Annotated in this window: 19 protein-coding genes; 16 read left to right on the top strand and 3 right to left on the bottom strand. The window is 60.5% G+C overall.

Translation table 11 applies throughout. The annotated features are described in order from the left end of the window. Positions 1 to 83: 83 nt before the first annotated feature. The 3 genes from CTR2_RS11285 to CTR2_RS11275 all read right to left on the bottom strand — a co-directional run bounded on the left by CTR2_RS11285 (position 84) and on the right by CTR2_RS11275 (position 5,614). Complete coding sequence (locus CTR2_RS11285; protein ID WP_087084017.1) at positions 84 to 1,937, bottom strand: enterochelin esterase domain-containing protein; 1,854 nt, start codon at positions 1,935 to 1,937, stop codon at positions 84 to 86. A gap of 16 nt (positions 1,938 to 1,953) precedes the next feature. Continuing rightward, positions 1,954 to 4,179 carry a TonB-dependent receptor gene (locus CTR2_RS11280; RefSeq protein WP_087084018.1) on the bottom strand — a complete coding sequence of 742 codons (2,226 nt, stop codon included), beginning with the start codon at positions 4,177 to 4,179 and terminating at the stop codon, positions 1,954 to 1,956. Between the two features lie 154 nt (positions 4,180 to 4,333). Then, complete coding sequence (locus CTR2_RS11275; RefSeq protein WP_087084019.1) at positions 4,334 to 5,614, bottom strand: XAC2610-related protein; 1,281 nt, start codon at positions 5,612 to 5,614, stop codon at positions 4,334 to 4,336. Positions 5,615 to 5,747: 133 nt separating this feature from the next. On the opposite strand from CTR2_RS11275, the gene CTR2_RS11270 reads away from it, so the two are divergent. From CTR2_RS11270 to argA, 16 genes are all read left to right on the top strand, one after another. Beyond that, entirely contained in the window at positions 5,748 to 6,941 is a 1,194-nt protein-coding gene (locus tag CTR2_RS11270) for an MFS transporter (RefSeq protein ID WP_087084020.1), read from the top strand. Positions 6,942 to 7,813: 872 nt separating this feature from the next. Then, positions 7,814 to 8,404, top strand: coding sequence for an A24 family peptidase (locus tag CTR2_RS11265; protein ID WP_087084021.1), 591 nt, complete (start codon positions 7,814 to 7,816; stop codon positions 8,402 to 8,404). A gap of 32 nt (positions 8,405 to 8,436) precedes the next feature. After that, the gene (cpaB, locus tag CTR2_RS11260; RefSeq protein WP_087084022.1) at positions 8,437 to 9,282 is read left to right on the top strand and encodes a Flp pilus assembly protein CpaB; all 846 of its coding nucleotides are present in this window, start codon (positions 8,437 to 8,439) and stop codon (positions 9,280 to 9,282) included. 66 nt (positions 9,283 to 9,348) lie between these two features. Beyond that, positions 9,349 to 10,917, top strand: coding sequence for a type II and III secretion system protein family protein (locus CTR2_RS11255; RefSeq protein ID WP_087084023.1), 1,569 nt, complete (start codon positions 9,349 to 9,351; stop codon positions 10,915 to 10,917). A gap of 14 nt (positions 10,918 to 10,931) precedes the next feature. After that, positions 10,932 to 11,261 carry a hypothetical protein gene (locus tag CTR2_RS11250; RefSeq protein ID WP_087084024.1) on the top strand — a complete coding sequence of 110 codons (330 nt, stop codon included), beginning with the start codon at positions 10,932 to 10,934 and terminating at the stop codon, positions 11,259 to 11,261. Between the two features lie 164 nt (positions 11,262 to 11,425). Continuing rightward, entirely contained in the window at positions 11,426 to 11,635 is a 210-nt protein-coding gene (locus CTR2_RS11245) for a Flp family type IVb pilin (protein WP_034408050.1), read from the top strand. A gap of 187 nt (positions 11,636 to 11,822) precedes the next feature. Then, on the top strand, positions 11,823 to 12,032 hold the full coding sequence (locus CTR2_RS11240; RefSeq protein ID WP_087084025.1) for a Flp family type IVb pilin: 210 nt from the start codon (positions 11,823 to 11,825) through the stop codon (positions 12,030 to 12,032). Positions 12,033 to 12,219: 187 nt separating this feature from the next. Further along, positions 12,220 to 12,429, top strand: a complete 210-nt coding sequence (locus tag CTR2_RS11235; RefSeq protein WP_034408044.1) for a Flp family type IVb pilin — start codon at positions 12,220 to 12,222, stop codon at positions 12,427 to 12,429. 116 nt (positions 12,430 to 12,545) lie between these two features. After that, positions 12,546 to 13,757 (top strand): pilus assembly protein TadG-related protein, encoded by a 1,212-nt coding sequence (locus CTR2_RS11230; protein WP_087084026.1) that lies wholly within the window; start codon positions 12,546 to 12,548, stop codon positions 13,755 to 13,757. A gap of 5 nt (positions 13,758 to 13,762) precedes the next feature. Continuing rightward, complete coding sequence (locus CTR2_RS11225; protein ID WP_034408168.1) at positions 13,763 to 14,206, top strand: TadE/TadG family type IV pilus assembly protein; 444 nt, start codon at positions 13,763 to 13,765, stop codon at positions 14,204 to 14,206. Beyond that, the gene (locus CTR2_RS11220) at positions 14,203 to 14,646 is read left to right on the top strand and encodes a TadE family protein (RefSeq protein ID WP_087084027.1); all 444 of its coding nucleotides are present in this window, start codon (positions 14,203 to 14,205) and stop codon (positions 14,644 to 14,646) included. The genes CTR2_RS11225 and CTR2_RS11220 overlap by 4 nt, the downstream gene beginning before the upstream one ends. A 15-nt stretch (positions 14,647 to 14,661) precedes the next feature. Continuing rightward, positions 14,662 to 15,822, top strand: coding sequence for a CpaE/TadZ family protein (locus CTR2_RS11215; protein ID WP_087084028.1), 1,161 nt, complete (start codon positions 14,662 to 14,664; stop codon positions 15,820 to 15,822). Positions 15,823 to 15,849: 27 nt separating this feature from the next. Continuing rightward, a complete protein-coding gene (locus CTR2_RS11210) occupies positions 15,850 to 17,265 on the top strand; it encodes a TadA family conjugal transfer-associated ATPase (protein WP_087084029.1) in 1,416 nt (471 codons plus the stop codon). A gap of 21 nt (positions 17,266 to 17,286) precedes the next feature. Then, positions 17,287 to 18,276 carry a type II secretion system F family protein gene (locus CTR2_RS11205; RefSeq protein WP_087084030.1) on the top strand — a complete coding sequence of 330 codons (990 nt, stop codon included), beginning with the start codon at positions 17,287 to 17,289 and terminating at the stop codon, positions 18,274 to 18,276. A 27-nt stretch (positions 18,277 to 18,303) separates the two neighbouring features. Next, positions 18,304 to 19,215, top strand: coding sequence for a type II secretion system F family protein (locus tag CTR2_RS11200; RefSeq protein ID WP_087084031.1), 912 nt, complete (start codon positions 18,304 to 18,306; stop codon positions 19,213 to 19,215). A 474-nt stretch (positions 19,216 to 19,689) separates the two neighbouring features. After that, positions 19,690 to 21,036 carry an amino-acid N-acetyltransferase gene (gene argA, locus CTR2_RS11195; RefSeq protein ID WP_087084032.1) on the top strand — a complete coding sequence of 449 codons (1,347 nt, stop codon included), beginning with the start codon at positions 19,690 to 19,692 and terminating at the stop codon, positions 21,034 to 21,036. Positions 21,037 to 21,086 lie beyond the last annotated feature (50 nt).

Genomic DNA, 21,086 nt, shown 5'->3' with positions numbered 1-21,086 from the left:
AAAGCCTGCAGCGCTTGCGAACGGGCGCTGCAGGCCAAAAGCAAAAAAGGGGCTTCCGGCCCCTTTCTTTATGCTCCCCGGACTCAGAGCCCGCAAGCCTGTGCAACCTGCTCCTTGAGCCCCTCGGTCGATGGTTCTCGCCCCGTCAGCGCCAACAGCCCGCAGGCCAGCGAACCCTGCCAATGCACATAGTCATGGCCAGTGCTGTGTACCCGCTGCACGACCTTGTTGCCCTTGGCACGCAACACATCGCCCAGTTCCTGGCTGGTTTCGCGTATGCCTGCCTGACCACCGCGAGCCCCTTCGTATAGGCCGGCATCAAAGTAAAAGCGAATGGGCAGTTGCGGTGCTTGCTCATACTGGCGAGCCAGCCAATTGGGCGACTCGCCCTTGGGTGCCCACCAATAGGAGCCCGAGAGACTGAGCACATTGCCAAACCACTGCGGATAGCGCAGCGCCACATAGCTTGAAGCCAGGCCGCCATAGCTCGATCCTGCGATCACCGTGCGCTCGGGCCCGGCCGCTATGCCCTGTGCCTTGAGCCAGGGCATGAGCTGCTGACCCATGAAGTCGGCAAACACCGGATTGGGCGGCAACTCGCGGCTGCGCGCGTCGCCTGCGCCATTGGCCACCAGCACGACTGCCGTTGCTGGCAGCAGGCCGTCGGCCATCAGGTTGTCGATGATGGCGGGCGTGGGAACCTGACGCAGATAGGCCTGGGCGTCGAACAGCACCAGCAAGGAACGCTGAGCCGCATCGGCCTGCTGCCAGCCCTGCGGCTTGTAGATCCAGATGTCGCGCCCATTGCCCAGCGCCTGGCTACCCAGCCAGTGACGCTGCAACTGGCCAGTTGCCACGCTGGCGCGGGACTGGCTCCAGGGCTGGGGTGGCGCCTTGACCAGCGTCAGCACGGAGCGACCGTCGTAGCGATCCTGCACCGCCTGCAAATCCGCAGACCGCCCCCAGCTCTGGCGATTGAGCGGATCGCGCTGCAAAGTGGACAGAATGGCTCGGCGCTGAATCATGGCATCGGCCGAGACTGCAGGCACATCGGGAGCAAAACCATAGCTGAGCCGCGCATCCCTGGGCATGACGAAGCTGGCCCACCAGACATCGCTGCTTCCGAGGCGCTGCAGAGGCTCATGGTTGCCCGAGGGACTGCCGAACAGACGCACGGACTGCCCGGCGCCGCGCCAGACAAAGCTCACCAGCTGATGCTCGGCATCCCAGGGCTCGATCAGCGGCGTACCCTGGCGTTCCATTTCCTGCCAGAAGCCGCGGCTGTCGCCGCCTTGCGCCAGCCGCGCCTGCAATGTCTTGAGCCTGGGGCTGCGCAGCGGCTCTGGTTCGATCTCTGCAGCAGGCGCATGGCTGGCCGCCAACGGCGCCAGCACCTGGGTGATAGTCAGCTCGTAGGCACCAGGACTGGGCGCAGCATAGGTTGGAGCATCGCTGCGCCCATCCTGCGCCGCCGACACACCGTTTGCTGCCGACGCATAGGACTGGACCTTCACGGCGCGCAGCACCAAACGCTCCTGCACCTTGCCTCGGCTTTGCCAGGTGAATGCGTGATCGACGCCTTCGCCCTGGCTCAACCGACGCAGATGGCGCCCGTCAGGTGTTTCCACATCCAGCACAACGCCCAGCGCCTGCAGATTGCCGCGCACCACGGCACCGGCCGGTGCGTCCAACTGCAGGCTGAACGCCTGCCCAGGTTCCAGCCGGCCGGAGAGCGGCTCCCGCACCGCAAGCAAGGAGGCCGCCTTGCCCGCGCTCTGAACAGAGCCGCCAGGCAAGGGCTGGGCCGCACCGACCGAGCCGCTGATGCCGACGCTAGCCGCAGCCAGCAGACCTGGAACAAGCAAGGAGCGCAGCCCTTTTCCGGATGGCCTGTGCCCCGTCACCGGCAAGCACAAGCCTTGGAGATCTTCATGCATTGATGCCTCCCTCTTCTCAGAATTCCACGGCGGCGCTGATGCGCACGGTGCGCGGCGCGCCCACGGTCAGGAAGTTGTCGGCAAAGGCGCCGGCCCAGTAATTGCGAGCAAAGACGTTGTCCACCGTACCGCGCAGCACCACCTTCTTGTCGGCAACGCGCGTGGTGTAGCGGGCACCGACATCAAAGCGCGTCCAGCTCGGGGCCCGCAAGGTGTTGGCCGAGTTGACCCACTGCTTGCCCGTATGCACCAGGCGTGCGTTCAGCGCCAGACCGGCCACGCCCGGTACATCCCAGTCTGCCGCCAGATTGGCCGCCCAGCGCGCTGCTCCGAATGCATCATGGCCGTCGTTGGCACCGCCCTGGGTGCTGGTCAGCTTGGGCTGCAGATAGGTGATGCCGCCCAGCACACGCAAGCTGGAGCTCAGAGCACCAAAGGTATTCCACTCCACACCGCGATTGCGCTGCTCGCCATTGAGCTTGAGGGTATTGGCCGCCGTATCGATGGTGGTCGAAGGCTTCTCGATCTGGAACAGCGAAAGCGTATTCGTCCAGCCAGCGCGGCGCCACTTCACACCCGCCTCCATCTGCTTGGATTTGTAGGGTGCGAATGTCTCGCCTGCATTGGCATAGGTGGAGCCCACCTCGAGACCGGGGCTCAGCCCCTCGATGTAGTTGGCGTAGAAGGACAGATCCTCGCCCCAGGGCTTGGCCACCAGGCCCAGCATGGGAGTGACGGCGCTCTCGTCGTAGCCCTTCATCTTCTGATTCACGCGCTGGTGGCGTGCGCCCAGCGTCAGCTGCAGCCGGTCCTGCAGCAGGCTCAGGGTATCGGCCACGGCGAAACTGCGGATTACATTGTCGTTTTCCTGGCGCACGGCATTGCGCGGGCCCGCCAGAACCGGCAGCACCGGATCGTAGATATTGGTGGCGTAGCTGCTGCTGACCACGATGGGCAGCGCGCGTCCGCTTTGCTGCTGCAGCTCGTTGAACGAGAACACCAACTGATGGCCCACATCGCCGGTTCTGAAGCGGCCGCGCAACCCCGCGTCCAGCGCCGTGCTGTTGGTATAGCCCTGCAGGTTATAGGTCTGGCCCACGGCAGAGCCGTCGCCCACGGCATTGAGCACCACACGTGTGCCCGTGGGCTGGCCAGCATAGTCATGCCAGGCCTTGCCCAGGCTACCGTAGAGCTGCCAGCTGTCGCTGAGCTCGAAGCTGCCGCGCAGCGCCACCGATTTGTTCTCCACTTCGGTGTTGACGCCGCGGAACAGATTGTTGCTGGCATCCGGCGCACCGATCAGATTCTTCATCTTGCCAAAGCTCACCATCACCGGGCTGCCGTTGTCCAGGTTCACCTTGTAGTGATAGGCATCCAGCCCCAGCGTGAAGCGATCGCCCTGATAGTCCAGCGCCACGGCGCCCAAACGGCGGCGGCGCTTCTGGTCGTCTACCTCGGTCTCCCCGCTGGACAGAGCGCCGTTAAAGCGAATGCCCAGGCGGCGCTCGGGGCCGAAGCGCCGCGACACATCCACATGCTCCTGCAGTTGCGAACCCGAGGTGAAAGTGGTGGTCAGCCGCGTCAGATCATCGGCCAGCGGCTTCTTGCTGACCACATTCACCACGCCACCCACCGCCCCATTGGGAGCCATGCCGCCGAGCAGCGCACCCGGGCCCTTGAGCAGTTCCACGCGCTCTATCATCTCGGTCGGCACATGGCTGTCGGGCGCCAGGCCATACAGGCCGTTGAAAGCCACTTCGCTGGCATTGACGTCGAAGCCGCGGATCACATAGTTTTCGTTGACATGGCCGGTATTGGTGGTGAAGCGCACTGAAGAGTCGTTTTCCAGCACGGCAGCCACCGTGGCCGCATTCTGGTCGCGGATCAACTCTTCGGAATAGGCCGTGCTGTTGAAGGCGGCATCCATTACATCCACATTGCCCAGCAGCCCCAAGCCTGCGCCCTTGGCGACCTGGGCACCAGAGGCCAGCGCAGGCAGAGCGTTGCCGTCCTGCTTGCTGGAAACCATGACTTCGCTCAGGCGTTTTTCCTGCGGGTCCGCTGTCTGGGACTGCGCCTGGGCGCCTGCACTCAAAACCACCAACACAGCCAGCCCCACGGCTGAGCGGGGGCTGCGGCACGCCGCAGAAGACAGCCAATGCGCGAACGGAGAGAACTGCGTGGATACGAGCGCTGAAGCCGACGGCGCCTTGCCTGCGCCGCCACGAACTGGGGTTGCCATGTAGACCTCGTCTTTGATCGATCTCCTATGGCTAAAACGAAGTGCGTGGCTAAGGCTTGTTGAGAATGAATCTCAATTATCTAAATTGTATAACAAGCAAACATTCTCAAAACGATAGCAGCAAGCGATTTCCATTCATAGCGATAAACCATTTTCAAGGCTGGGCCCCTGCGGGCTTTTCCGTCTCGCAGTCCTGCTCGGCATTCTCGCTCATCAGTACACGCACCACCTTGTGGGCATCGGCATCGAAGACTGCGATATCGGGGCAGTAACGGGCACCTTTGGGCGTATCGACCTTGCGGTAGCTTGGGCCATAGGCCTTGAGGATCTGGGGTGGCTGTCCGGGTCTGGGCTCGGCCAGCACCTGTACCAGGTTCTGGCCCATGGTCGCAGCAGGATCGGCATCGCACCAGTCGGCAGCGGGCTCCTGCCCCAGACTCAGCTCGCCTCCCCGCTGGTAGAGGCCGGCAGGCCAGTGCACATGGCCTTGCGCATAGTCCGGCACCTGATAGCAGGCCATGAGCTTGCCGCCCTTGCGCACCGGCAGCATATGGCTTTCAGCCTGCTCGACCAGTTCCAGCCCTGCGGGCTTCCAGGCATAGATGTTTACGCCATGGCTACAACAGCTGGCGCGCCATTCGCTGTAGATGCGCCTGGCCTTGCCATCGAATGCGGGTGAGCTGATGTCCTGCAGGGACTGCGGCCCCAGCACCAGCTTCTGCGTGCCCGGGTCGTAAAGCCAGGTGCGGTGCGCAATATTCGGCCCCGCAGGCAGATCCAGCGCCTGGGTCAGGTCAGGCCAGCCGTCAAAATTCGCATCCACCCAGCGCGGCTGCACCAGCCAGCAACTGCCCACGGCGGCGGTCGGCAGGCTTTGCTTCAAGCGCCCCTGCTCATAGACCTGAATGGCGGAAACCTGGAGATCCGTATGTTCGCCGCAGTCGGCCAGAGAACGCAGCTTCTGATCCATCAGCAGGCGCAGCTCGTAATTCAGCGCATGGGAAAAAACCGAGGGCTGGCGCAGCAGATTGAGCGGCCAGCGCTTCTTGCCGTCCATGGACTGCCACTGGCCCTGCAGACGCGGTGGCGCCATGCCAGGCAAGGCCGCCAGCGACCAGCGGCCCGAAGGCTTGGGATCGCTTGCACTCGCCATCGGCGTCTCGGTCAGTTGCCCGCTTGCCGAGCCTTCCAGATCAAGTGTTGCGCCAGGCCGATTGCAGGGCTCGTAGCAATAGCTGCCGCCGACGGCGCCGTCGAGTCGCCACAGCTCCAGCTTGACCGCCTTGCCGGCGATCTCGCCGCGATAGCTCGCGGACCAGACCACCGCTTCATGCGGGGCGTCTGCCGTCCCGGCATGCGTCATCGACGCCCAGCTCATGAGCGCCAGAGCAATGTTCAGGCCTGCAGCCCGGCCAGTCAGGCATTTCAACGTCATATCACTCCCGTTCACTTCGATCACCAGGCTCGCGACTGCACCATGCCCGCAGCAAACCTTTTAATGTGCGGCCAATATGAATGCTGCAAGATGTGACAAATCTGCGTACAAGCATGGGCAGCCGAAGCGATTTATGCAATCAGACAACAACACACAACAAAGCCGCAATATGGGCCTGCTGGTCGCAGCCCAGTCCCTGGGAGGTGCCTCTCCGCCCATCATCATCTCACTGGGCGGTCTGGTCGGGCAGCAACTGTCGTCCAACCCCACCGCGTCCACCTTGCCGGTCAGCATCTACCAGCTCGGGCTGGCGCTGTCCACACTGCCGGCCGCCTGGATCATGAACCGCATGGGCCGCCGCGCGGCCTATGTGCTGGGCGCCGTTCTGGGCGTGATCTCCGGCGTGGTCGCCGCGCAAGGCATTGCCCGCAGCGACTTCGTCACCTTCTGCATCGGCACGGCGCTGGCTGGCTTTTATGCGGCCTGCGTGCAGAGTTACCGCTTCGCCGCCACCGATATGGTGAGCGAGCCTGCGCAACAGGCCAAGGCCATTTCGCGTGTGATGATCGGGGGGCTGATTGCCGCCATCATCGGGCCGCAGGTGGTGATCTGGACGCGCGACGCCCTGCCCGCCACACCGTTTGCCGGCAGCTTCTACAGCCAGGCGGTCCTGGCCCTGCTGGCCCTGCCCTTGCTCATGGGCCTGCGCCTACAGCCGCCTCAGACCAAAACCGCCGTGGCTGGCGACGCCAGGCCTCTGGGCGAGATTGCCCGCTCCCCCCAATTCGTCGTGGCCTGCGCTGCCGGTGTGGTCAGCTACGGACTGATGGCGTTCCTGATGACCGCCGCCCCCATGGCCATGGTGGGCTGCGGCCATAGCGTGGGCGAAGCCGCCATGGGCATTCAATGGCATGTGCTGGCCATGTTCGTGCCCAGCTTCTTCACCGGCAAGCTGATTGCGCGTTATGGCAAGCGACCCGTGACCGCTCTGGGCCTGCTGATGATAGGCGCGGCTGGCGTGCTGGCCTTGATGGGCCTGGATATCTTCCACTTCTGGGGCTCGCTGATTTTGCTGGGCGTGGGCTGGAACTTCGGCTTCATCGGAGCCACGGCGCTGCTGACCGAGTGCTACCGCCCTTCGGAGCGCGCCAAGGTGCAGGCACTCAACGATTTCCTGGTCTTCGGCACGGTGGCCGTGGCCTCGTTCGGATCGGGGCAGTTGCTGCACAGCGCTGGCTGGAACGGCATCAATATCGGCATGCTGCCCCTGGTGGCCGTCGTGCTGGTGCTGCTGGGCCTGCACAGCCAGCGCAGGGCAAACGCCTGAAGCCGGCAAGACGATTGCTATCAACATCAAAGCTGCTGGCGATCGCTGGATGAGCGCATCCGGGTCTTTCTGCATCGAAGTCATTGCATATCAACCGCCAGGCGCTATTTTTCGATAGAACCGTATCCGATGCGAATGCGCTCATCCTGCATCGGATGGACTGAGCCTTCACCCACAGCAGACAGGCAACCAGACCGCAGCCTTGGCGCCTGGCGAACAAACTGCCTCGGCACATGACTGCTGGTGGTCGAGGACTACCTCGGCCCCATCCCTCAAAGCGGCTACTCAACCCTGGCTCAGACCCTGTCCCAAGCCACGGAGCCAACATGCCGAAGCAGCCAGGCCATGCACCGGCAGGCATTGCAAGCTTCTAAAAATGGGTAACGCTCGAAGCAAAGTTCAGCGTATTCCCAAGCCTGCGCCGAGAGCAGCTACCCGGCAGGAAGCAGGTCTTCGAAGGCCTGCGCGATTTGCTCAGAAGCTATCTAAAGAGCCCAGACACTCAGGCTCCGAGCCCGCGCCTTTCAGCGCCCACGCTCACGATCCAAGACTCAAGACCCGTCATGCGGCGTGAGCCGGTCTGCGTCAGCAAGCGCATGAGACCACTGCTTACGCAACCTACAACGGCGTCACATTTGCATCTCATTCAGATTAGAAAAATCCTTACGAACTCAAATATTGATAAGCGATTTCTATAGGAATAGTATTTCCACAAAATTAAACAAAAGAATGAAGTTGATAGAAAAATTGTATTTAGTCACACATAGCCCGAATCCTGTGGACACCAGTCAGATGAGCTGAACGCAGCAGACAGCCAGCGTCAACTCTGAGGCCCGAACAGGATTCGCTGAACACAGGACTGGAGGTTGACCATGACATCTTCCGAACTCAGCGCAGCATCCGAACTCGTGGCCGCCGTTTTCACCGAGCCGCGTTCGCTGATCCTGTTGCTGCTTTTGCTGGCAGCCAGCATCTGTGACCTGCGCACACGTCGCATCCCCAATCGCCTGACCTTCGGCGGCGCCGCCCTGGCCCTGCTCTACGGCCTGCTAGCCCCTCATCCCCACACCGGCGGCTTTTTCTGGGCGCTGGGCGGCATGGCGGTAGGCCTGGCATTGATGCTGCCTCTCTATCTGCTGCATGCCATGGGAGCCGGCGACGTGAAGCTGATGGCCATGGTCGGCAGCTTTCTAGGCCCCGCCGCCGCCTGTCAGGCCGTGATCTTTATCTTCATCACCGGCGGTGTGGCTGCCATCAGCTACGCACTCTGGCACCGCATGGCCGGCAAGCTGGTGCGCAACTCGGCCGAGGCAGTGCAGTTGCTCTACGTCAATGTCGCTGCGGGGATCCGTCCCGATGCTCGCTCCAACTCGGCGCATTCGGTAGGCACCTTGCCTTACGGCGTCAGCATCGCCCTGGGAACCCTGGCGTTCCTGGTCGCTCGGCAGTTCACCTGGGTCTAGTCACTTACATCACGGCATAGCGGGAGCCTCCCATGAAAAACCTCAAAGCTTTGGGTCTGTTTATCCTCGCAGCACTGGCCAGTCTGGCAGCGGCTGTCTACGCCGCCAACTGGGTGGCCCAACGCGGCAGCTTAGACGCCGACAAGGTGGTCGTCGCTGCCACCGACATTCCACTGGGCGGCAAGATTCTGCCGACCATGCTGAACACGGTGGACTGGCCACGGGGCTCGATACCTGATGGCGCCTTCCATGATATGCAACAGCTACAGGATCGCGTCGTCAAGGTCGGAGTGCTGCGCGGCGAAGCCGTGCTCGAAGGCAAGCTGGCCCCGGTCGGCACCAAGGGCGGACTGGCTGCCGTCATCGCTCCGGGCAAGCGGGCCATGACGGTGCGCGTCAACGATGTGGTCGGTGTTGCGGGCTTCGCCCTGCCCGGCAACTACGTGGATGTGGTGGTCAATGCCCAGCAGGAGCAGAACGGCAAGACAGAAGAGTCGCGCCAGATCAGCAAAACCGTGCTGGAGAACGTGCTGGTTCTGGCCGTGGCCCAGGAGGCCGATCGTGACGAGACCAAACCCAAGGTGGTGAGTGCCGTCACGCTCGAGTTGAGCCCGGAAGATGCCGAGAAACTCGATCTTGCACGCAGCGTAGGCAATCTTTCACTGGTGCTGCGCAACCAGATTGACAAGGACCCGACCAGCACCGCTGGCATCACCAAGCACCAGCTTTTTGGAACACCCGAACCAACCCCTGCACCCATCAAGGTCGCAGCTCCTGCCAAACCCGCAATGCAGCGAGCCAGGCCCGCACCCCAGACTTCGACGGCTACCTGTGTCGAGGTCATCCAGGGCGGCGCTCGCACTCTCAACTGCTTCTGATCTTCTACTCGCAACAACTCAGAGAGGTCGGCTGTGCAACATCATCACCTATACATAGCAGCTAGCATGCTGCTCGCCAGCTCAGCACCTGTGCTGGCCCAATCTGCGGGCACACCTGCCCAGCCCGGCCCCGTGGCTGCGGCAGCTCCCGCAGCTCCCCGCAACACCCTGCCCGCCAGGAATTGCACGGCCATCCGCACGGAGGATCCGACCACCGTCACGCTGGGAAAATCCGTGGTCATTCCGCTGAGCTCGCCCATGGCGCGCATCCTGGTGAGCGGCCAGACACCCGGAGCGGGCCAGGCAGCAGCACCCATGGCCGCGAATAGCCAGCCGCAAATGCAGAACGGCATGGGCGATATCGAGGTGCAATTGCTCAGCCCGCGAGACCTGTTCTTTCGCGGCCGCAAGTCCGGCTCCATGAACGTCATCCTGCAAAACGCCCAGGGTGCCTGCTTCATCAAGGACGTGATCGTCACCATGGACCCGGGGCCGCTGCAGGCCAAGCTCAGCGAGCTCATGCCCGAGGAACGCAGCATCCGCGTCCAGGGCGCCGACAATGCCCTGGTCCTGAGCGGAGAGATCAGCAATCCGCTGCGCCTGGACGATGTGGTGACGCTCGCCGGCGCCTACAGCGACAGCAAGAAGATCGTCAACCTGCTGCGCACCACTTCGCCTCACCAGGTAATGCTGGAAGTCAAGATTGCCGAGGTCAGCAAGACATTGCTCGACAAGCTCGGGGCCAGCCTTGCGGGCCAGCGCATCACCAGCAATGGCATGAACACCTTCTCCATCGCGTCCAACTTCCTGAGTGGCGGCGGCGGACTGCTGAGCGCCATGCGCATAGGCAAAGGCTCGATCAGCATTGACGGCCAAAAAGACGACGGCCTGGTGCGAATCCTGGCCGAGCCCAACATCATGGCCATCAGCGGCCAACAGGCCAGCTTTCTCTCGGGCGGCAAGATCTTTATTCCCGTCGCACAGAGCAATACCACTGGCGTGCCAGTGATGACGCTGGAGGAAAAAGAGTTCGGCATCGGCGTCAAGTTCACGCCCACCGTACTGGGTGGCTCACGCGTCAATCTCAAGCTGGTCTCAGAAGTGTCCGACCTGTCTCAGACAGGCTCACCCTTCACCGCCATCAATGGCGTCACCTCGGTCATCCCCTCGCTTTCGGTGCGACGCGCAGACACCACGGTGCAGCTCAATGACGGGCAAAGCCTGGTCATTGCCGGTCTCATCAAAAACAACATCACCGAGGCCGTCAAACGCTTTCCGGGACTGGGGGAAATACCGGTTCTCGGCGCGCTGGCCCGCAGCACCGAGTTCCAGACCGATCAGACCGAGTTGATGTTCATCATCACTCCGCGCCTGGTGCAGGCACTCGCAGAAGCACCCAGAGTGCCCACCGACAACCATGTGGTGCCCTCACGCGCCGAGGTCTATCTCAACGGTGCGCTGGAAAGCTCCAAGCCCGCGTCAGCCGCGAGGACTGCGCCCGCCGCAGCCATGCCGTCCGGCACTGAAACCCCAGCTCCGGCACCTGCCCCGGTAGCAGCACCTCAGGAGCTGCAACCCCAAGCACCGGCCGAGCCCTCGGTTGACCGTCCCGCCCCCCTGAATCCGCCCACCTGAACCGGAGGCAAGCCATGATCGAACGCAGCATCCTATTTCCCGTGGCCCTCGCAGCCCTGCTGGCGGGCTGCGGCAGCACAACCCCTCACTACGACGCTCGTTTTGGCGAGGCTGTGCGCACCGCCCGCATGCAGATGACCCTCAACCCTGAAGCCGGCAAGACTCCTGGCGTCGGTGTTGATGGAGCCACAGGCATGGACGGTCGAGCCGCAGCGCACACCATGGAGCGCTACGAGCGCAGCTTCAAAACGCCACCGCAGGCAGTCAATGTCATCAATATTGGCGGCTCGCTGACCAGCAACCAAAGCGGTGGCGCAGGCGGGGGCAGCGGCGGCACGCCCTAGTCCTCGGAATCTCCAACAAACCGATTCACCAGTTCCACACCATTGAATTTGAAAGGAGAGCAGATCGCATCGCGGCCTTGCACGCCACTTGCCGCCGGCCCTGCAAACCGGCACCCAACCCGTGTAGATGTTTTCGATCCGTTACTCACTTTAGAGGTATCACCATGAACAGCATCGCTCAGCAATTTGGCCATTCCCTGCAATCCTTTGTCCAGGATGAAGAAGGCGCGCAGATCATCGAATACGCGCTCGTCGTGGCCGTAGTTTCCATCGGACTGATTCTTCTGATGAAGTCTTCAATCAGCAACGCCCTCTTCACTGATTGGCTCACCAAAGTCAAGGCTTGCCTGACCAACTCGGCTAGCTGCACCTAACTGTATTGAGAGGTAAGCCATGACGGAGCCGCGCTCACTGTCATGGCCATTAGCAAAGAACCGATCAAGGCGCATTGGACCATGAAAAACAGCCCGCACTACTGGACCACAACCCGGCACATGCGTGGTTCTGGCGCCGCGCTATAGCGCCAGCATGGAGTCGTTGACCCAACTTTGAGGTATCACCATGAACAGCATCACTCAGCAATTTGGCCATTCCCTGCAAGCCTTTATCCAGGATGAAGAAGGCGCGCAAATCATCGAATACGCACTCGTTGTGGCCGTGGTCTCCATTGGCTTGATCCTGCTAATGAAGTCTTCAATCAGCAACGCCCTCTTCACTGATTGGCTCACCAAAGTCAAGGCTTGCCTGACCAACTCGGCTAGCTGCACCTAACTGTATTGAGAGGTAAGCCATGACGGAGCCGCGCTCACTGTCATGGCCATTAGCAAGGAACCGATCAAGGCGCATTGCACCATGAAAAACAGCCCGCACTACTGGACCACAACCCGGCACATGCGTGGTTCTGGCGCCGCGCTACAGCGCCAGCATGGAGCCGTTGACCCAACTTTGAGGTATCACCATGAACAGCATCGCTCAGCAATTTGGCCATTCCCTGCAAGCCTTTATCCAGGATGAAGAAGGCGCGCAGATCATCGAATACGCGCTCGTCGTAGCCGTAGTTTCCATTGGACTGATTGTTCTTATGAAGTCCTCCTTAGGCAGCACCCTCTTCGATGATTGGCTCACCAAAGTCAAGGCTTGCCTGACCAACTCGGCTAGCTGCACCTAACTCTATCCACAGACAAGCCATGGCGGTCGTCTCGTCCGTCATGGCTCTCCAGCCAACCACTCCATTCGAAACACATCATGAGAAACCACCCACACCTCAGGTCCAAAGCCCGGCCCATGCGTGGTTCTGCCGCACAGCGGCGGCAGCATGGTGCCTTTCTGATTACCTTTGCCCTGTTCATGCTGTTCCTGTTGGGCTTTATGGGCATTGCATTGGATTTTGGCCGGCTGTTTATCGTCAAGACCGAACTGCAGACGGCCGTGGACAGCTGCGCGCTGGCCGCGGCACGAGAGCTCAACGGCCAGCCTGACGCCATCACACGTGCCCAGAGCGCAGGCATGGCGGCGGGAAACAGCAACAACGCCAACCTGCAATCCGCAAGCTGGAATGGCGTTGGCAAGATCGCCGCCAGCGATATAGGGATCTTTCGCGACAAGACATATGCACAGACTACCCTCGCCAAAGATGCACGGTATGTCGAGTGCAAATACACCATGAACAGCATCAAGCTCTGGCTGCTGCAAGCCATGGGTTCCTTTACCGGCGATAGCGCCACCTGGCCCAATACAGGCACCGTAGGTGCGAGGGCCGTGGCCACACGAAGTGTTGCCCAAAGTTCCTGCCCAATCCCGGTGCAGTTGAAGCAGTCCAAATTTACGACCCTCAACAAGGGCGACTGGATCATCGCGCTCAGCAAGTCAGGAAGCAGTGGTAGCGACTTCGGCTGGGCCAATCTGGACGGTTCGACGAGCGCTACCGAAACATGGGCAGAAATGGAGGGGAAATACTGTAGCTCCGAGTATCCTCCTCTTCCTATCGGCACCAGCGGCGTGAAAACCTCTGTTTTTGAATATTGGAATCACCGCTTTGGTATTTACAAGGGTGCTCTAAATGCGACCAATGGCCCAACCGTAAGTCGCCCTGATTACACGGGCTATATCTACACCGCCACAAACTGGCCCAGCAAGTTCAACGCCTACAACGGCCCAGCTCAAGGCGGCATCCCCAACTTCATAACGCAGCGCCAGTCGTTTACTCCTTGCAGCCCCAGCTGCCCCATTAATGGGAGCAATGAAACTGCTGTTAGCTCCGCACAACTCCAAAGCTATGGCGCAGACCGCCGCCTTGTACTGACACCTGTCGTGAATACCGCAGGCAATGTGGTCAATTTCGCCTGCATGCTGATGCTTCAGCCAATTTCCAATCCGGTCAAAGAGGACATTTACCTCGAGTTCCGAGGCAATGCCAGCGATCTCGACAGTCCCTGCACCACCACCGGTCTGGCAGGCGGAACAAACGGCCCTTTGGTACCCGTCCTTGTAAGGTGAACCTCATGCGCAAATATCAGCATCAACAACAAGGGGCAGCGCTGATTGAGCTGGCGCTAAGCATTCCTTTCATGATCATGCTGAGCATGATCGTCATCGAGTTCGGCCGTGCCCTTTACGAATACAACACGGTGACCAAGTCGGTACGAGATGCTGTGAGGTATCTTTCCGTGCAGATGCCAAACACCCTGTGTGCCAATGCGCAGAACCTTGTGGTGTACGGCACAACTACTACGGGCACCCAACCACTGGCCCCCGGACTCAAGACCAGCGCCGTGAGCTGCAGCTGGCAGACCACAGGTGCACTTCCGCTGATCAATACCGTCACCGTCACCGTTACCGGGTACCACTTCACGTCACCGGTGTCCGGCGTGTTCGGCCTGCAGCTATTCACCAACGGCGGTATCAACTTCGGCAATATCACCGCCACGATGAGGACGCTGACATGAAACACCTCACTCAACGCGGCTCCACGCTCATTGAATTTGCACTGGGGCTACTGATCTTTCTGATGTTCCTGCTGGGCGTGGTGGATTTCAGCCGCTTGCTCTACACCTGGACCGCGGCCAACGAAGCCACACGTGCCGGTGCTCGCTATGCGGTGGTGTGCGATGACCTGAATCAGAAAGCTAGCGTGCTGCAATATATGAAAAATCGGCTGCCGCAGATCACTGCTGTGGACGTGAAATGGAAACCCGACAGCTGCACGACTGCCACCTGCCAGAGCGTCACGGTAAGCATCCCTCAAGACGGTCTGAAGTTCCAATGGATCGCGCCCATCGTGGGTTCGGCGGCGCAGACCGTCATTGGCATGCCGGGATTTAGCACCACCCTGCCGCGTGAAATCATGTACCAGGATCTAAACGTCCGCTCGGACTGCACTCCTTAATCAGGGAGAATTCGTATGAAAATCGCCATCATCTCCCCCAACACCGCCCATCTCCGCGAGATGGCCCATGTGCTGCAAGAGCAATCCCATCAGGTGCAGACCTTCGAGGGTGGCAAGACCCGCATGCCCACGATTGCCGAGCAGGAGCTGCCGGATCTGATGATCGTCGATGGTATGTGCTGCGACCCCGCAGACCTGGCCCCGGTGGAGCAGGTAACTACCCATCACCCACGCATGGCCGTGGTCCTGCTGTGCGCCCAGCAGACACCAGAGTTTCTGCTGCAATCCATGCGGGCGGGCGTGCGCGAGGTTCTGCCATCGCCACCGCCGCCGCAGGCGCTGGCCGATGCCGTTCAGCGCCTTGCCAGCAAATTGCAGGACAGCTCCCCCTCCCGTGCACAAGGGCAAGTCATGGCCTTTCTGCCCTGCAAAGGCGGTGCCGGCGCTACTTTCCTGACCACCAATCTGGGCTGGGCGCTGGCGCAAAAGCACTCCGTGCTGTTGATCGACCTGAATCTGCAGTTTGGCGATGCGCTGCCCTATCTGCATGAAGGCAAGCCAAGCTCGACATTGGCGGATGTGGCACGTGACCTTCACCGCCTTGACGCCTCTTTTCTCACGGCCAGCACGGTAAAGATCACACCGCGTCTGCATGTGCTGGCGGCCCCCGAAGATGCCATGCATGCCATGGAAGTGGAGCCCGGGCATATTGAGGCCATCGTGCAACTGGCTGCCACGCACTACGACTTCGTGCTGCTGGACATGGGGCGCGTGCTGGACCCCTTGGCTCTACGCGTGCTCGACAAAGCGCAGTGCATTGTTCCTGTGCTGCTGCCCAACGTACCCGCCGTTCGCAATGCGCAAAAGCTGCTGCGCATGTTCCACGATCTGGGCTACCCGGAAAGCCGCCTGCATCCGGTGCTGAACCGGGTGGACAGGCGCAGCGAAATCGGTCTGTCTGAAGTGCGCAAGACCCTGGGCCTGGAGCAGCAATGGCGCAGCATTCCCGACTCTTCCCAGGAAGTACAAGCAGCCATCAATGCTGGAGCACCGCTGGCCGAATCCGCTCGCAGCAGCAGCGTGGTGCGCGAGCTGACGGCCTGGGCCGATGCACTGTCACCTCGAACTCATGAAGAAAACGGCAATTTTTTGAACCGGCTCTTTCGCCGGGCGTAGGCATCCGTATTGCAGAAGGAGACTGTCATGTCACTACGAGATTTCTTGACCGCGCCATCGACACGCACGCCCAAGCCTTTGCTGCAGGTCGTGTCTGAGTCCACAGATATGTCGGCCATGCCGGCAGCAGAGCCTCCTGCGCCATCCACCCCCATCTATGGTCACTCTGCGGCCTATCTGGCACTCAGAAGCCGCATTCATGCCAAGCTGCTGGAGCGGTTTGATCTTGCTGCCCTGGATGCAGTATCCGTGCAGACACTGCAGCAAGAAATTGCGACCATGACCGAGCGCCTACTGACTGAGGACTCCGCGGCCATCAACGATCTCGAGAGAAAAATGCTGATCCGAGATATCCAGCATGAGATGCTGGGTTTCGGTCCACTCGAGCTGTTGATGGCCGACCCTTCGGTATCGGACATCCTCGTCAATCGCTACGATCAGATCTATGTGGAACGCCAGGGCCGACTGGAGTTGACGCCCGTTGTCTTTACCGATGAAAAGCATTTGCTGCGCATCATTGACAAGATCGTTTCACGCATAGGCCGGCGCATCGACGAATCCAGCCCCATGGTCGATGCCCGCCTGCCAGATGGTTCGCGCGTGAATGCGGTCATCCCGCCCGTGGCCCTTGATGGCCCCATGATGTCGATCCGGCGCTTTGCACGCATCCCTTTGCGCATGGAGAATCTGATCAACGATCTCAAAAGCCTGACACCTGGCATGGCCCTGGTTCTTGAGGCTCTGGCCAAGGCCAAGGTGAACATGATCATCTCTGGCGGCACCGGGGCCGGCAAGACAACGCTGCTCAACATTCTCTCTAGCTATATTCCTACAACCGAACGCGTGGTCACCATCGAGGATGCGGCCGAGCTGCAACTGCAGCAGCCTCATGTGGTGCGCATGGAAACGCGCCCGCCCAATATAGAGGGCCGTGGCGAAATCACGCAGCGATCCCTTGTGCGTAACGCACTGCGCATGCGCCCTGACCGCATCATCATCGGCGAAGTCCGGGGCGCCGAAGCGGTAGACATGCTGCAGGCCATGAACACCGGCCACGAAGGCTCATTGACGACCATCCATGCCAATACGCCACGCGACTCTTTGGCTCGGCTCGAGAACATGGTCGGCATGGCAGGCCTCAATCTGCCGCACCAGGCCGCGCGCCAACAGATTGCCTCTGCCATAACGGTGGTCGTGCAGGCACTCCGGCTCACGGATGGCAAACGCAAGATCACCAGCATCCAGGAGATCACGGGCATGGAGGGCGATGTGGTGACCATGCAGGAGATCTTTGCCTTTACCCAGACCGGGATCGGCGCCAATGGTGAAGTCCAGGGATATTTCCACGCCACGGGTGTCAGACCCAAGTTCGCCGATCGGCTCAAAGGCTTCGGCATTGCGTTGCCCGACAGCATCTTCGCTCCAGAGCGCCACTATCAATGAACTCCGCAAAAAGGTGCCGCCATGCTGTCCTTTTTTTCTTCCCACTCGATCCTGGTAATCATCGGTCTGGTGTTTGTAGCAGTGCTCCTGCTACTGGAAGCACTGCACACGATCTGGAAGAAGTACAAGAGTCCTGAGGCAAAGCGGCTTGAGCGCCGACTCAGAGCCTTGTCAGCAGCCGATGACAACAGCAATCCGACCAAGCTGGTCAAGGAGCGCGTACTTAGCGATATGCCCAGAATGCAGCGTGTGCTGCAAACCATGCCGCGCGCACATCAGCTAGACCGCTTCATCGTTCAATCAGGCCTGGACTGGACGGTTTCGGGCTTGATGCTAGGCAGTGCGATGCTGTTTGCGCTAGGTATGCTGACAACCATCATGCTTCGCCAGCCCATGGAGTTGGGCGTGCTTTCAAGTTTGGTGCTGGGTTCCCTTCCATGGCTGTTTCTGCAACGCAAAAGACTGCAGCGCCTAAAACGTATGGAACACCAACTCCCAGAAGCTCTGGACCTTATCGCGCGCGCATTGCGCGCAGGCCATGCATTTTCCGCAAGCCTGCAAATGGCTGGAGAGGAACTGACCGAACCTATCGCCGATGAGTTCCGCCTGGTGCATGACGAGATCAACTATGGCACCTCGCTACAGCAGGCCTTGACCAATCTGGGTGAGCGGGTACCGATCACAGATCTGCGCTACTTCATCGTCGCCGTACTGATACAGCGCGAATCTGGCGGCAACCTCACCGAGATGCTCAGCAACCTGAGTCGCCTGATCCGCGAGCGGCTCAAACTCCATGCCAAGGTCCGCGTACTCTCCGCTGACGGGCGAATGTCGGCCTGGTTCCTGGGTTTGATGCCATTTGGACTGGCCGCTCTGCTCAATCTAATGAATCCGGAATTCATGCATCCGCTCTGGACTGACCCTATTGGCATCACCATTTTGAAATGGTTGGCCGCACTGATGGTCATAGGCCTGTTGCTGCTGCGCCGCATCGCCCGTATCAGGGTTTGAGTCCATCTGAAACGCAAGGAGTCCTCCATGTTGATCGTCGCCCTGCTCACTTTCACCGCCGTCATGCTGGCTGCTGGAGCCTTGTTCTTCTGGGCAACACCAACAGTCGCCGAGCGACGCCTACAGTCACTTACCCCCACCTCTCAAGACAAGGGGTGGACAGAAACAGTCGTCAAGCTGGTCGGCCCATTTGCACACCTGTCGTCACCCACCAAAGACAGTGATGCAACGCCATTGCGGCTGCGCTTTCTGAATGCCGGCATCCGCCACGAAAGTGCACCACTGCTGTACTTTGGAGTCAAAACGCTGCTGCCTATTGCTTTGGGACTGGCGGTGTACTCGCTCATGCGGACAACCAGCAAGGCAGATAGCACCCAGCTATTGTTCTTCCCCTTGGTGACCGCTCTTGTGGCGTGCTACCTGCCGAATCTGGTTCTGCGCTGGATGGCCTCGCGCCGCAAGCGCGAGATCTTTGAAAACTTTCCCGATGCCGCCGATTTGATGCTGGTCTGCGTAGAAGCAGGCATGGGCCTGGATGCCGCGCTGGGCAAGGTAACCGATGAAATTCGCATCAAAAGTGAAGCCCTGGCGGAGGAGCTCCACTGGACCAACCTGGAAATGCGTGCCGGCAGCACTCGCGAAAAATCCTTGCGAAATCTGGCCGCCCGCACCGGTGTAGATGAAATTCACACTTTTACGGCCATGCTGACGCAGGCAGACCGATTTGGTACCAGCATAGGCGAATCGCTCCGGGTTTTCTCGGATGATCTACGCCACAAACGGCAGATGCGCGCCGAAGAGCTCGCCGCCAAGATCCCCACCAAGATGCTGCTGCCGCTGGTGACCTGCATCTTCCCGGCCATCATCATGGTGGTTCTGGGTCCAGCCATCATTCGAATCGTGCGCATGATCCTGCCCATGATGGGCGGCAGCATGTGAGGGCTTCAACAGGGGTTCGGATTCGCCTCTCTGACGAGATATCCTGAAAGTAGTCTCGACATCTTTGATCTAATCCACGGGGACGGCAATGACCTGCAGAGGGCATGTGCCCTCTCCATGACGCTTAGATTGACAATCTTGAGCTGGCCCCTTGTCGACGTGGTCGAAAGATGCGACATGAAATGAGCCGTACGGATAGATCTGCGCAGACGGCAATCGGACAGATTGACCGAGTGTCTAGCTTTGCCTCGCATGGGTTCGACGCTGACTACCACTCGGAGCTCTGCTCAAATACAAGCCGTCATTTTTTGAAAACTTCACGCCACAAAAGCCACAAACTGTGCGATCAGCGCGCACAAAACCCTGCAACAACGAGCTAAGGCAAGCGAGTAACCGCTACACTTTGCGCCTCAGGCCTGCGTAATACCCGACGCAGGCCTTTTTTCCCGCTTTTCGAGGTTTTCGCGCACTGCCATGTCCACCGTCTTCAATTTCACCTTTGTTCCCTGGTTCCGGTCTGTGGCCCCCTATATCCACAAGTTCCGACACCAGACCTTTGTGGTGGGCCTGACCGGTGAAGCCATTGATGCGGGCAAGCTCAGCTCCATCGTCCAGGATCTGGCCATGATCCAGGCCATGGGCGTCAAGATCGTGCTGGTGCACGGCTTCCGCCCCCAGGTCAACGAGCAATTGCGCCTCAAGGGCCAGGAGCCGCGTTATTACAACGGCATGCGAGTCACCGACTCCATAGCACTGGACTGCGCCCAGGAAGCGGCCGGCCAGCTGCGCTACGAGATCGAAGCCGCCTTCAGCCAGGGTCTTCCCAACACGCCCATGGCCGGCGCGCGCGTGCGCGTGATTTCGGGCAACTTCCTCACGGCCCGTCCCGTGGGCATTGTCGACGGCGTGGACTTCATGCACTCCGGTCTGGTGCGCAAGGTCGACGTGGAAGGCATTCGCAGCGCACTGGACTCCGAAGCCATGGTGCTGGTCTCGCCCTTCGGCTTCTCGCCCACGGGTGAGGCCTTCAATCTCAGCATGGAAGAAGTGGCCACCCGCGTGGCGATCGAGCTCAAGGCCGACAAGCTGCTGTTCCTCACCGAGGTGCCTGGCGTACGCATGGACCCCAACGGCCCTGCCGACGAGAACAACCCCATCGATACCGAGCTGCCGCTGGACGCCGCGCGCCGCCTGCTGGCCCAGCTCCCGCCTGCGCAGCGACCTACCGACGTGGGCTTTTATCTGCAGCACTGCGTGCGCGCCTGCGAACATGGTGTGGAGCGCAGCCATATCCTGCCCTTCTCCACCGACGGAGCGCTGCTGCTGGAGATCTATGTGCACGACGGCATAGGCACCATGGTCATTGACGAAAAGCTCGAGGAACTGCGCGAGGCCACGATCGACGACGTGGGCGGCATCATTCAGCTGATCGAGCCCTTCGAGCGAGACGGCACGCTGGTCAAGCGCGACCGCACCGAGATCGAACGCGATATCGCCAGCTACACCGTCATCGAGCATGACGGCGTGATCTTCGGTTGCGCGGCCCTGCACCCCTATCTCGAGGCCAAGACCGCCGAAATGGCCGCCGTCACCGTCTCGCCCAAGAGCCAGGGTACGGGCGATGGCGAGAAGCTGCTCAAACGCATCGAACAGCGCGCCCGCGCCCTGGGCTGCGAAACCATGTTTGTGCTGACCACGCGAACCATGCACTGGTTCATCAAGCGCGGCTTTCAGCCCGTGGAGCCCGAATGGCTGCCGGAGGCCCGCAAGGCCAAGTACAACTGGGGCCGCAAGAGCCAGGTGCTGGTGAAGAAGCTCTAATCCGCCTTCATTATTCAAAATAGCTTCCAACGTTTGATGAACAAGCGTGG

This window comes from Comamonas thiooxydans (genome assembly GCF_002157685.2).
In the GTDB taxonomy this organism is placed as follows: Bacteria; Pseudomonadota; Gammaproteobacteria; order Burkholderiales; family Burkholderiaceae_C; genus Comamonas; species Comamonas testosteroni_H.
The sequence above is the reverse complement of the archived record's forward strand: the minus strand, read 5'-3'. Positions and strand labels throughout refer to the sequence as shown.